The organism is Larkinella fluvii (genome assembly GCF_051857545.1).
Taxonomy (GTDB): Bacteria; Bacteroidota; Bacteroidia; order Cytophagales; family Spirosomataceae; genus Larkinella.
Genome location: NZ_JBPZHB010000013.1, coordinates 133,935 through 146,980, shown reverse-complemented (window position 1 = coordinate 146,980; position 13,046 = coordinate 133,935). Strand labels below are relative to the sequence as shown.

The 13,046-nt window shown below is 48.6% G+C and carries 8 protein-coding genes and 1 pseudogene; 4 read left to right on the top strand and 5 right to left on the bottom strand.

Annotation, left to right across the window (positions count from 1 at the left end; translation table 11 throughout):
* The 5 genes and pseudogenes from ACS5NO_RS29250 to ACS5NO_RS29230 form a co-directional block, all read right to left on the bottom strand.
* Positions 1–712, bottom strand: a 712-nt coding sequence (locus tag ACS5NO_RS29250) for an RHS repeat-associated core domain-containing protein (RefSeq protein WP_439418415.1), incomplete at its 3' end; no start/stop codon positions are given.
* A gap of 177 nt (positions 713–889) precedes the next feature.
* Positions 890–1,150, bottom strand: a pseudogene (locus ACS5NO_RS29245) (immunity 53 family protein); the annotation flags it as partial.
* A gap of 80 nt (positions 1,151–1,230) precedes the next feature.
* The gene (locus ACS5NO_RS29240) at positions 1,231–1,734 is read right to left on the bottom strand and encodes a hypothetical protein (RefSeq protein ID WP_439418414.1); all 504 of its coding nucleotides are present in this window, start codon (positions 1,732–1,734) and stop codon (positions 1,231–1,233) included.
* A 371-nt stretch (positions 1,735–2,105) separates the two neighbouring features.
* Positions 2,106–2,693 (bottom strand): ankyrin repeat domain-containing protein, encoded by a 588-nt coding sequence (locus ACS5NO_RS29235; RefSeq protein WP_439418413.1) that lies wholly within the window; start codon positions 2,691–2,693, stop codon positions 2,106–2,108.
* 6 nt (positions 2,694–2,699) lie between these two features.
* Positions 2,700–5,732, bottom strand: a complete 3,033-nt coding sequence (locus tag ACS5NO_RS29230; protein WP_439418412.1) for an RHS repeat domain-containing protein — start codon at positions 5,730–5,732, stop codon at positions 2,700–2,702.
* A 277-nt stretch (positions 5,733–6,009) separates the two neighbouring features.
* Here ACS5NO_RS29230 and ACS5NO_RS29225 point away from each other — a divergent pair, with 277 nt between their 5' ends.
* From ACS5NO_RS29225 to ACS5NO_RS29210, 4 genes are all read left to right on the top strand, one after another.
* Entirely contained in the window at positions 6,010–6,660 is a 651-nt protein-coding gene (locus ACS5NO_RS29225; RefSeq protein WP_439418411.1) for a TlpA family protein disulfide reductase, read from the top strand.
* On the top strand, positions 6,647–8,902 hold the full coding sequence (locus ACS5NO_RS29220; RefSeq protein ID WP_439418410.1) for a response regulator: 2,256 nt from the start codon (positions 6,647–6,649) through the stop codon (positions 8,900–8,902). Before ACS5NO_RS29225 ends, ACS5NO_RS29220 begins: the two co-directional genes overlap by 14 nt.
* A gap of 355 nt (positions 8,903–9,257) precedes the next feature.
* Positions 9,258–11,621, top strand: coding sequence for a TonB-dependent siderophore receptor (locus tag ACS5NO_RS29215; protein ID WP_439418409.1), 2,364 nt, complete (start codon positions 9,258–9,260; stop codon positions 11,619–11,621).
* Positions 11,622–11,676: 55 nt separating this feature from the next.
* Positions 11,677–12,921, top strand: coding sequence for a PepSY-associated TM helix domain-containing protein (locus ACS5NO_RS29210; RefSeq protein ID WP_439418408.1), 1,245 nt, complete (start codon positions 11,677–11,679; stop codon positions 12,919–12,921).
* The last annotated feature ends 125 nt before the right edge of the window (positions 12,922–13,046 follow it).

The window sequence follows — 13,046 nt, the reverse complement described above, 5'->3', positions numbered from 1 at the left end:
AATTGCCATTGGGTGTCTGTAAGCTCATTAAATTGAGTAACCATACCTTCATTGTGTTGCAACATAAAGGTAAGCAGACACCCACTTTTTTCAGCCAGTTATAAAATCCCCAACAACTTCTTAATCCACCCAAAGCTGGGCTTGATGCGTAAACCAATCTCCCGTTTACTTCTGCTAAGCCAGATTTGGTGCCAGAGAAATTAGTTCCTAAAACAAAATCTAAAAGGGCAACAGTTGGATCAACAAATTCATTGTTGGGAACTGTATTCGCAGCATCTGTATTAAAAGCTTCTAAATCTCCCGATCCATTTTTTCGAATACCGTGGCCCGGTAAATTAATCGCTGTCAGCGATTTTCCCGAGATTGCGACTTTGCCTTTCCCCGGCTCATCGCCCTGCTCAAACCGCGTTATTGTCTGGGTTCTTCCTGCCGCATCATAGGATTCAACCGAACCATCCTTGCGGGTATACTGCCCTTGAATGCCATCCAGATAATCCTGCCCATCGGGATCGATATTCCGAGCCGGATTATTGGCGACATAGGCATAAGGAGATAACAGCAGGGAGTTCTCCGCCAGCGGATCGACCACACTCCACCGCCCAATCGTGGGATCATACATCCGGGCCCCGTAATCCAGCCAGGGGGGTTGCAACTGCTGCTCCTTGCCGTTGTAGAGGTACTTGTTGGTGTTGACATCGCTTTGCCGCAGCACCGCCAGACCAAACCCGTAGTACTCCGAGAAGTATTAAATTATCTTATTATGTCAAAGAACAGTTCAGTGGCGTAATCTAGGAGTTACAACGCACGTTTCACTAGTTTTTCTTAACTTCTGATCCGATTATATAAGTGCGTAAAATAGACAAATTAAAAATATTTTATTATCGAAAGTTTAAACTGGTAAGAACCGAGACTCTACTATTTCTTTAAATTTCACAAGAATTTTCTCTAATTTATTTGGATCACCAAATCCTTCAAATTTTCCTTCTTTTATTCTAAATCCATACCAGTCATCTTCAGTTTTATCGAAATTTTGATTTTCAATCTCTAAATCTTGAAGATTGGTATATATCAAATCAATTTATACATACCGCCCGGGGTTATCTATTGTCATTATTTTGAGCCCATATTGATGCTCCCAGTCTCCATCACATTGGCTTTTATACTAATCTTGTATTCAATCAAGTGTATTCATAGATTATTGATTTGTAAGCTCATCCCGATTAGCAACTCTTACTCGTTTTTTTCTAAGTCTGCTACTGGTACGTAAGGTATTTTATAAAGTTTCAGGATTTCCATTCGACTAGCCAAACCAAGGTTTTGTAGTTCTGATAAAATAGGAACCTCACGACTATATTGATCGTAGCCTACGGATTTAAATAAAATAGTTCCACTTTGTGTTTCTATAATCCAATCCCATTCTACTTTTTTATCCATAAAATCCTTGTTCTTAGGATTTTTAGGATCCCCTCTATGTATATCCAAAATTTCAATCTCCCTGTCTGTTATTAAGTCAAATTTTAAATCCCATACATTATGGAAAATTAAAGTAGATGGTGATAGTAAAAAACTATAGTATTCACTTCTAGAGTCACTTACCCATTCAAAGATATAGTCAATGTCGAATATTATTCTGAAATTACTATCATCAGAAATAATGGAATAAATTTTACAATCGTGCCATCCCATTTTTTCAAAATCGGTCTCGTTCCAATTTGTCTTATACTTATTTTCCATTATACTTATTGATTAGGTATTTCATCCTTTCTTGCTGGTCGTACTGTTTTAGTACCAGGTTCCTTAACATGTGGTGTTGGTACTCCTCTATGCTGATTTCCTGTTATATCAACTCTTTTTGTTTCCTGAAATCCGCTGGGGTTCTTTGGATTCTCCCTATAAGTTGCGGTATTGGTTGTTTCGCCTGTTTTCGGATCAGTTCTAATAGATGGTATCCCGTTATATTAGCTTCAAAATACACCTACATAGTCTATAAAAAATCGATGAATAACTCAATTTCCGCTTGAAATTATTTTCGGTATAAACGAGACATAATCCGTATAAAAAAATCCTTTCAGCTAAATTTGTCTCATTTAGATACTGCAATAAATTTACGGATACATCCTGTCAAAGAGGAGCTTCACGATTTCTACTTGCTCACTATTCGCAGCTAAGGCTAGCGGTAAGTTCCCTTTTTTGGTTTTTTTTAATAGGTTTGCTCCATTTTCTAACAATAATTTAACCATGTCTAAATCTGAAAATTGACACGCCAGATGTAACGGAGCAATACCTTCGGAGTCTGCAATATTGACATCTGCACCAGCAAAAATAAGAGTTTGAGCTATTTTATTTTTTTCTAATGAGATAGCTAACAACAATGGAGTTACCCCATCTTTCGACTGGTGATTAATATTTACATGATAACTGCGTAATATTTCTTCTAATCTCTTATTATCTCCTGAATAAACTATACTATGTATAATATTTTCACCTTCATCGTTTACAAGGGTAATATCAGCTTCCCTTTTCAGTAAATAATCATACATATTAGAGTTAGGGTCACTAATAGAATATAATAAAAGTGTGTCATTGCCTTCATCTTGAAAGCGTTCATCGATAGAATACTTTAGTTTGTTAGCCTCTAAAAAATGCAAGTTATTATTGCAAAGAGCATCTTTTAATTTTTCTTTGATATCCATAGAATATTAATGGTTTTTAGGATTGTAATCCTCTTTTAATTCTTTTATGGTCCTGTCTTTACCTATTTTATCCTTTACATCATGAGCATTTCGCCTTGCATCTTTACCCTTCTCTTTTTCAAGTTGTTTAGCAAAATCCTTCGCTCTCTTTTCGGATGCTGGTTGTTCTTCTCTCTTCTCTTTGGCTCTTTCCCGTGCTTCTCTCTTTGGATTAGACTTTCCCTCCGCATTGACCCTTCCTTTGTCGTTCCTCAAATTTTCAACCGCCCTCATTCCCGTAGCAGCACCATGAGCCGCTACCGCGGCAGAACCGGCGGCCGTAGCGACAACTGCCGGCGTTGCCAGGCCAAGGCTTCCTACTTCTGCTACAGCTGAACCGCCTAAGCCAATGGCACCTGCGGCTATTTCGGCGGCACCAACACCCATTGCGATATAATGACCAACCGTCAATCCGCTGTTAAAAGTAGACGCATTGCCTGGATTTACCTGTATTGGTGTCCCACCGGCGAGGTCGTCGCTCAATGCCTGACCGATCCCAGTCACGAAATCCACGATTCCATCACAGCATGGCTCCCGACCATCGGGATCTCTGAAGCGGACCGGGTTATTAAAGGTATAATGGTAGGAGCTAAATGCTTCCTGCTCATCGGTTTTGGGATCGACCACACTCCACCGCCCAATCGTCGGATCGTACATCCGGGCCCCGTAATCCAGCCAGGGCGTTTGCAACTGCTGCTCCTTGCCGTTGTAGAGGTACTTGTTGGTGTTGACATCGCCTTGCCGCAGCACCGCCAGACCAAAACCGTAGTACTCCGTTTGCTGGACCACCGCCCCGTTGTCACTCACGACCTGCCGCACGTTGCCCAAGTGGTCGCGGTAGTAATACTGCACGGAATAGACGCCTGAATTGCTGCGGACCAGTTGCCCTTCTTCCAGCCCAATCCGCAGCAGCGTTCCGTTGGCATTGTATTCAAAATCGCCCTCGTAGGTGGTGGCCACCCCGCCCGGCCCCGTCATGCGCCGTTTCCGGCCCAGGGCGTCGTAATCGTATTGCACATAATTGGCGCCGACATTCACCTGCCGGGGCAGGTTCAGCACGTTGTAGCTAATGGCATTGATGGCCCGGTTGGCATCGCTGGTCAGGTTGCCATTGGCATCGTACACGAGCTCGTTGTCGTAATCGGTGGCGTTGGCAAACCCCTTTTCGGCCAGCGCGTTGTTGCCCCCGTCGCCAATGCGGTGGACCTGATTGCCGGTGTAAAAGTAATTCAATTGATCGATCAACTGACCGTTCCAGGTTCGGTTTAGCGTTTTTATATTGCCGTTGCGGTCGTAGGCGATGTTGTTTTCGTCGAAACCGCCCAGACTCCCGCTGCCGCTGGTGGCCGTCAGCCGGTTGGCCAGATCGTAAGTGAAGCTCCGCGAGCCGCTGTACTGGCCGTTGGTACTGACACTCATCGACTGGACGTTGCCATTGGGCTGGTACTGTAACGTGTGGCTAAAACCGGGTCCTTTGGTACTTTGCTGCTCGCAGAGCCAGCCCCGGGCGGTGTATTTGTAGAGCTGACCCAGGTTGCCCGTATTCCATTCCTCACTGGCCAGCAGCCCCACCTGGTTGTAGGTTTGGCGACTGTGTTCGTAGCTCTTCACCGGGACGCCGTTTTCGTAAACCGTATGCTGCACCTGGGTCAATCGGTCGGCCTGGTCGTAACTAAAGGTCTTGTCGATGCGGTAGGTGATGCTGCCGGTATACTGCGTCGTTCGCTCCAGGACCCGCTTGCCCGCAAAATCGTACTGGTACGAAATGCGTTCGTAGGCCGAACCCGACAGGCCGAATAATTGCCGGTTTTGTTGAATGAGCCGGTTGCGGTTATCGTAGTAAAAAACGGTTTGGTACCAGTTGTCGTAGCCGCCACTGGCATTCAGGAGCCGCACCGATTGGCCCGTCATCAGCCCCTTGCGCGATTCGGACTGGGGATTACTGACAAAGTGATCGGCCGCAGTCAGCCCCAATTCATTGACAAATCCCCCGTTGGCAAAGAGACTAAAACCGTAATTGTCGTAATAGGTGTACTGAATCGGGATGTTGTTGTTAACCAACACCTGGGTAGGGCGATTCAACTCATCGTACTGGTGGGTAAAAATGATGCCCCGGGCATCGGTCACACTGCTGAGCCGGTCGCGGCTGTCATACAGCATTGTTTGTTCACCGGCTCCGGGCACTTTTTTACGGATCACCAGCCCCCGGTTGTTGAACTGGTACATGAAAGCAAACCGATCGAGGTTACCTTCCAACTGAAATTGTGGCTGCAACACAAACCGGAGCTGGCCGGGCTCGTCGTAGATGTAATAGGTATCCAGATTTTCCGTTGACAGCACCACCCGCCGGAGCACCACGCGCTTTTCGGAGTCGTGAAACGTCTGTGTCGTCGTGTTATTTTCGTCTTTGACCTCCGTCAGCGTCAGGGTGTTGGCTGCGTAATAGCCGTTTACGCCCAGGTCCCGTAAATTGGGGCCGGATACCTGATAGCGAATCACGGAATTGGCGGTGTTGGTCTGGTAAGTAGTCCGGACGCCGGTTGCTACACCGATGGCCCGCTGCTCGGTGGGGCGATTGAGGGGCGAAGATTCATAGACCGACTGGTCATAATAATTGGCCGTGGGTAAACAGACCTCCGCCGAGTTGTAATAGGTTCCGATCGGGTTGCTAACCCAGCCGCCGTTGTTGCCGGGAGCGGCTACGGGTGCGAACGTTTGCGAGGGGCGTCCGTAGGCATCGTGCACGGTGCGGGTCATCAGGTCTTGGCCAATGTTGCCGGCAAAAGCCGCAATTTGTTGGGTGGGTTGCCCCAGACCATCGAAATAAACCACCTGCGTCGCGACCTGATTGGGCGTACCGTTGTATGAAATACCGGTCGCTTCGGTGGCCGCCCGAACTTTATACGTTCGGGTCAGGACATAGTTCTGATCGTTGGACTGCGCTGTTGTCCAATGTGATAAGGCAAGTAAGCCGCCAATGAGGTAAAGTTGACGCATCATACACAAGGCAACCGCTAGGTATCATAGGACGCAAATCTATTTTATATTTTTGTATATACAAATAAAATGTAGTTTTTCAGAATAACCCGATAAACAGGCCGTGGTAGCGGTATTCGTAACCCCGCATAAAACGAGCATACGGTCAGCGTTTATGCCCATTTTGTAACCGACTTGGCACTGCTTTTGCACTAATTACCCTACCCACACCCCGGCGGTCAATGCCCGCAATCAAGCTGCCACACCGGATTTTCGAGAACGTAACTTCATTTTTAGTGCTATGGGAATTGCCGTTAAACGGACCAAACCCAGTGAGAATAGGGTAAGAAAAAGCTTCGTGATGCTCTGGCTGCTGGTGCTGATGTCAGCCGTGGGGGCCTTATTCTGGTACAATGACTGGCTCTATCAATTACCAACTCCGCTCCCCGAAGCGTATAAACCGGTAAAGACCGGAAAACTGATTGCCCTGGATGGGCTGCTGTCCTGGCAGGCTGATAAACCGGTATTTCTTCATTTCTATAATCCGGATTGCCCGTGTTCACGGTTTAACAAGACCCATTTTAAAACCCTGGTTCGGCAGTATGGCCAGGCTGTCAATTTCGTCGTGGTGGTCATGAGCAGGAATGTCTATGCCACCCGGGAAATTCAGGAAAGGTTGGGTCTGAATCTGCCGGTTTTAGTCGATCCGTCGGTCGCTACCCGGTGTGGCGTCTATTCCACCCCTCAGGCCGTGATTCTGGATGCAAATCACCGACTCTATTACCGGGGGAATTACAACCGGAGCCGGTATTGTACGGACAAAAAAACCAACTACGCCGAACTGGCCCTGACCGCCTTGCTGCGGCATGATTTCCCAAAAGCGTTCGATCCGCGGGCCTTAACCGCCTACGGCTGTAGTCTGCCTTATTGCAAAACCGATGATGGATTATAACCAGCACACGCCGGTCGCAACTGGGCGTTCTGCTCATGATTTTCTGTATGGCGTGCAGGAGCGATCCGACCGCCTGATGAATTATTTTTTAGGCGGTTATTTTTTGATTGGTCTGGCATTCGCGGGTTTTTACGACACCTGGCTGATCGCTTTCGGGGTTGGCGGTTTGTCGCTGGTGGCTTATTATTCCGTTAAACAAGCTCTGCCTTCGTCGGATCTTTACCAGTACGTTTTGAGCACGGTGCTCGGGATTTTTATGGCCCAGTTTATTTACCAGATGCACGGGCTGTTTGAAATGCATTTTTTTGCCTTTATAGGCAGTGCACTGTTGATTACGTACCAGAAATGGAAATTGCAGATCCCGTTTCTGATCGTTGTGCTGGTTCATCATGCGGTTTTTGGGTACTTACAGAACAGCGGAGTCGAGGGGATTTATTTTACCCGGCTGGATTACTTCGACCTGTCCACCTTTGTCATTCACATTCTGCTGGCTGCCGTGATCTTTTTTATTTGCGGCCTGTGGTCCCATCTGCTCCGTAAATACAGTGAATTGCAATTCAGCCAGGCGATGGAAATGGTGGAGTTGCAAAAGGAAGCCCACCTTTCGCTGGAGCGAAAACGCAATGAAGAACTCCAGAAAAAAACCAACGAACAACTCCGGGCATCGAACCTCGAACTGGAACGAGCCCGCAACGAGGCCGAAAAAGCAAACCGGGCCAAGAGCATTTTCCTGGCCACGATGAGCCACGAAATCCGTACGCCGATGAATGGCGTGATTGGCATGGTGAGCCTGCTGCAGGAAACCGCCCTGTCCGAAGAACAGCAGATGTTTACCGAGACGATTGCCAGTTGCGGGGATACGTTGCTCAACGTGATCAACGACATTCTTGATTTTTCAAAAATTGAATCGGGCAATCTGGAGCTTGAAAACGAGGATTTTAACCTGCGTCAGTGTATCGAGGATGTTCTGGATATGTTCGGAACCCGGGCCACCAAACTCGGGCTTGATCTGGTTTATGAAATTGATGAGAATGTGCCGGGGCAGATTGTGGGCGACCCGCTGCGGCTGCGGCAGGTGCTGATCAACCTGATTGGGAATGCGATAAAGTTTACCAAAGAGGGCGAAGTCTGCATTTTTGTGAAGCTGAAAAAAGGCGACGCGGATGGGCAACTGTCCGTAACGTTCGATGTGCAGGACACGGGAATTGGTATTCCGGCGGATAAGGTAAGCCGGCTTTTCAAAGCCTTCTCCCAGGTGGATTCGTCTACAACGCGGCAGTATGGTGGTACGGGACTAGGCCTGGTGATCTCCCGGAAGCTGGTGCAATTGATGGGGGGCGATATTCTGGTTTGTAGCGAACCGGGGCGGGGCTCTACCTTTTCCTTTACGATGAGGACCCGCACCGGAACAAAAAACCTGGTGCCCTACGCCAGTTACAACATGGCAAACCAGGAGGGCAAACGAATTCTGGTGGTGGACGACAATGCCACGAATCGAACCATCCTGAAACGCCAGTTCGAGTCCTGGAAGATGCTGCCCGTGTTAACCTCTTCCGGAGAAGAAGCGCTGGAGTTGCTGGCTACCGACTCCGCCATCGATCTGGTCATTACCGATATGCAGATGCCGGGAATGGATGGGGTGATGCTGGCCGGGCACATCCGGGCGCGTTTTTCCCAAATGCCGATCATCCTGCTCAGTTCCATCGGGGAAGAAGTGAAGGATGAACAGCGGCAGCTTTTCGTTTCGATTCTAACGAAGCCCATCAGGCAGCATTTTCTCAGCAAACACATCCAGAATGCGTTTCAGCAGCAACAGCCCACGGTTCCTTTAACCCTTACCCCGAAAAAGCTATCGATTGATTTTTGTAAAAAATATCCTTTCGATGTCCTCGTAGCGGAGGATAATCAAATTAACCGGCAGGTGATTCTGCACATCCTGCAAAAACTGGGCTACCAACCCGACCTGGCCAACAACGGGCAGGAAGCCCTTGAAGCCGCCCACCAGAAAGAATATGGGCTGATCCTGATGGATATGCAGATGCCGGTTATGGATGGCCTGGAGGCCACCCGGCTGATTCGGCAGACGATTGTCAAACAGCCGGTTATTATTGCCCTGACGGCCAATGCCCTGGAGGGAAACGAGCAGGAATGCCTCGATGCCGGGATGAATGACTTTCTCGGTAAGCCGATCAAACTGGAAGAGTTGATGACGAAACTGGAGAAATGGTACCAACGCCAGTGAGAAGCGGTTTTTTTAACTACTATCACGCGCAGCACCTGACCCACGACGTATGTGTAACCCAACCGGGCCGTTTGCCAATCTTGCTGCTAACAACTCCTGTTTACAATCTCCACGAAAGGCCAACAGAGCGTGAAAGCGCTATTTTTTGCCAAAATAGTTGCGATCGCTTCTGATCTATCGTATGTTTGTTCAATTATTTTTAATAAGTCTAAATAAGTATAAAGATTGCCAGAAAGAGTTGAATCGGTCTTTTACTTATTGCTAATCCATAAAAACCCCGGTGCACTGTCGCCAAACCTTACACCGGGTATCCGTCAAATCATCCGCTAAAACGATTAACAGAGTAAACAAAAGTATGAAACATTTTACACACCTTGTGCTTATCTTCAGGATAAGCATTTGCCTCCTCTTTGTCCAAATTTTCTTCTCCACGTCCCACGCAGAAAACCGACCGGGAGAAGCTGGCAAAGGAACCATCAAAGGCTATGTACAAACCGCCGACGGCAAACCCGCCGGATTCGTAAACGTTTCATTGAAAGGATTGACCAAAGGGTCGATTACGAATGAAAAAGGTGAATACCTGATCAAAAATGTACCGGAAGGCCCGCAAACGGTGGTTGTTCAATTACTCGGCTATTCACCGGTTGAACGGAATGTGACCGTTGCACCGAATGAAACGACCACGATTCCGGCCATCAGCCTCAACGAGGATTCGAACACCTTGCAGGAAGTCTGGGTGCGGGGCAATGTGAACAAATTTGCCCATAAAGAATCGGAGTACGTGGCCCGTTTGCCGCTTAAAAATCTGGAAAACCCGCAAGTCTACACCGCCGTCAACAAAGCGTTAATCAGCGACCAGGTGATCACCGATTTCAAAGAGACGTTGCGGAACGTGCCGGGCGTTGCCCCGCTTAATAATCCGGCGGGCGGAACAGGTGCCACCATCCGGGGATTTACGGCGAACACAACCATCCGCAATGGCATGGCTGTTCAGATTTACCAGTCGGATGTCATCAACCTGGAACGCGTGGAAGTCATCAAAGGCCCTTCCGGCACCTTGTTTGGTTCCAGCCTGGTGGGTTTTGGCGGACTGATCAACCAGGTCACGAAAAAACCGTTCGAAACGTTCAAAGGCGAGGTTGCCTACACGGCGGGGAGTTATGAACTGAGCCGCTTTACGGCCGACATCAATACGCCGTTGAACGCCGACAAAACGGTTTTGTTTCGAATCAATGCGGCTGCTCACTCGGAAGGGTCGTTCCAGAATTATGGTCACAACCGTCGCTATACGGTTACGCCCAGTCTGTCGTACAAAGTGGATGAGCGGTTGTCTTTTTTATTCGACGCGGAGCTTAATTCGACGAATCGATCGACGGTGGCGTATTATCAAAACTTACCGAGAACGTCTTATCGTAACTTCAAGGATATTCCCATTCCCATCAAAACATCGCTGGGTGGAGAAAACATCGACGCCAGTATTACCGCACTGAATTATTCGGCGGGTGCCCGGTACGTGATCAATCCGCAGTGGACCTCTCAAACAAACGTGGCCATTGGCAATAACCGCATCGAACACAGCAACCAGATTTATCCCAACTGGACCAGCGATACCACCTTTAACCGCAACATCTCGAACTACGGCCCCCGGATTTTTACCTCCCTCAACGCCCAGCAGAATTTTGTGGGCAATTTTCAGGTGGGTGGCTTCCGAAACCGGCTGTTGGTGGGGGTGGATCTTTACACCTTCACGAGTCAGCTCCGGTTTACGGACGTCGGCACCTACGATGTTGTCAATACGAAGCGGCCGATTCCCGGCATCAATCTGGAAAAAGTGAACGCCATCGTAGCGACCAAAACCAATTCCAATAACGAGACGAAGCTGAGTACCTACAGCGCCTACGCGTCGGATGTGATCAATCTGACCCGGAAACTGGTCGTGATGCTGAGTGTGCGGGTGGACCGTTTTGTGAACAAACCAACCATCACCAATGGCGTTGCCGCTAAAAATGACTACGAACAGACGGCGGTATCGCCCAAATTCGGGTTTGTTTACCAGCTTGTGCCGGATCAGGTGTCGGTATTCGGGAATTACATGAACGGTTTCCAGAATGTGGCGCCCGTGGTTCAGCCCGATGGAACAACCTCAGTCTTTAAACCCCTGAATGCCAACCAGTGGGAGGTGGGCGTGAAGGCCGAAGCGTTCAACCGGAAACTCAGCGGAAGTGTCAGTTACTACGACATTGCCATTCGCAACGCGACCCGCGTCGAAAATAGCTTCACGCTTCAGGATGGCTCCCAGCAAAGCAAAGGATACGAAATTGAACTGATCGGTAACCCGGTAACGGGGCTGAATATCGTTGCCGGTTATTCAAAGAATGAAAATAAAGTGGTGAAAGCCGCTGATTTTGTCGGCAATTACGTCGCTCAGGCTCCCACGGATTTTGCCAATCTCTGGGTGACGTACAAGTTTTCAGGAAAAACGCTGCGAAACCTGGGCTTGGGTTTCGGCGGTAATTACGTTTCGGATTGCTATTTCGACGCGGCTAATCTGATCACCATTCCGGGGTATACCGTCCTCAATGCGTCGGTGTTTTTCGACCAGCCGAAATGGCGGTTCACGCTCAAAGGCAATAACCTGGCCGATGTTGCTTATTTCTCCAACTGGGGTTTGCCCCAGCCACTGCGGCAGGTAACGGGTTCACTGACCTTCAAGTTCTAACCGACCGGGCGTTGCTGAAAGGCAACTCCCGGTTCCTTTCTATTGTCCGGCAATCATGAAGAAATCGAACCGCTCTCTTTTCCGACGCGTCAACGAATGGCTCCACCTATGGCTGGGCCTGTTTTCGGGCATCGTCGTATTTGTGGTGTGTATAACTGCCTGTTTTTGGGTGTTTCGGTATGAGGTCTGGTATTTTACGGAGCCTTATCAACGGGTTATTCCTCAAAACAAGCCCTTTATGCCGCCCTCGGTGTTGTTGGAAAAAGCCGATGCGTTCGCTTTTCAACAAGAGAAAAAGCACGTTGCGTTCACGGCGATTACCTACGGCGCGTCGAATAAATCCGTTTTTACGACCTATCCGCTTTCGGAAGGCAAGTATCAGCAGGTTTTTCTGAATCCGTATACGGGAGCGATTATTCACCATAAAAAAGGCCCTTCCACCGCCGAATCGTTTTTCATTTTCGTCCGAAGCGGGCACCGGTTTTTCTTTCTTCCTCCCAAAATCGGCAGCCCCGTCGTCGGAACCGCCTGCCTGATTTTTGTGATTACCATGATTACGGGGCTGATCTGGTGGTACCCGAAAAAATGGACCTCAGCGACCCGTCAGAAGAGTTTCGCCATCAAATGGAAGGCAAACTGGAAGCGGGTAAATCTGGATCTGCACAACGTACTGGGCTTTTATTCCCTGCTGGTGGCCCTGGCCTTGACAATTTCCGGGATCGTCTACAGTTTTCGGTGGTTCGACAAAGCGTATTTCTGGGCATTGACCGGGAAACCGTATGCGGGCATTTACGGAAGTGAGAAAGGTGACCCGGTATCCGATACCACCCAGACCGTCCGTTTGTATTCGAAACCCGAAGATCGGCTCTGGCAGTTGGTCCGCCGGGAGCAACCGGGTGAGCTGGCCCGACTCAGTATAGCGTTTCCCAAGGAAGCAAAAGACCCGTTTGAGGTGGCCATCAATCCGAAAGAAGGAACCATTTATAAAACTTACGAACGGTTTTTTGATCAGAACACGTTGAGAGAATTGCCATCTGAAGCGTCGCGAAAGTATGAAGAGCTATCGGCAGGAGAGAAGCTTTACCGGATGAATTTCGACATTCACGTCGGACAGATTGGGGGGCTGCCCACGAAAATTCTGGCCTTCTTCGTCAGTCTGATCGGGGCCAGTTTACCCGTAACCGGTTTTCTGATCTGGTGGTTTCGGGGAAAAAAAGCAGGGAAGAAATCCCGGATTTCGACCCATCAGGCCAGCGACCTCAATGCGAAGGAAGTGGCCCGCGTAGGGAAGCCGACCTAATCGTGGACCCGGGAGGCTAGCCCGATTCAGCCTCAATTCGCTAAAATTAGCGGGTGTTCCCTTCTTTTCTGTTCCGGGACAAATATCTTTGGCCGACGCGTACGAAATGGCTAAAGTCGATATGA

What these genes read in the sequence shown, in the direction of transcription:
- ACS5NO_RS29230 (WP_439418412.1), bottom strand. Translation starts at nt 5,732, where the DNA reads ATGATGCGTCAACTTTACCTCATTGGCGGCTTACTTGCCTTATCACAT.
- ACS5NO_RS29215 (WP_439418409.1), top strand. Translation starts at nt 9,258, where the DNA reads ATGAAACATTTTACACACCTTGTGCTTATCTTCAGGATAAGCATTTGC.
- ACS5NO_RS29210 (WP_439418408.1), top strand. Translation starts at nt 11,677, where the DNA reads ATGAAGAAATCGAACCGCTCTCTTTTCCGACGCGTCAACGAATGGCTC.
- ACS5NO_RS29220 (WP_439418410.1), top strand. Translation starts at nt 6,647, where the DNA reads ATGATGGATTATAACCAGCACACGCCGGTCGCAACTGGGCGTTCTGCT.
- ACS5NO_RS29225 (WP_439418411.1), top strand. Translation starts at nt 6,010, where the DNA reads ATGGGAATTGCCGTTAAACGGACCAAACCCAGTGAGAATAGGGTAAGA.
- ACS5NO_RS29235 (WP_439418413.1), bottom strand. Translation starts at nt 2,693, where the DNA reads ATGGATATCAAAGAAAAATTAAAAGATGCTCTTTGCAATAATAACTTG.
- ACS5NO_RS29240 (WP_439418414.1), bottom strand. Translation starts at nt 1,734, where the DNA reads ATGGAAAATAAGTATAAGACAAATTGGAACGAGACCGATTTTGAAAAA.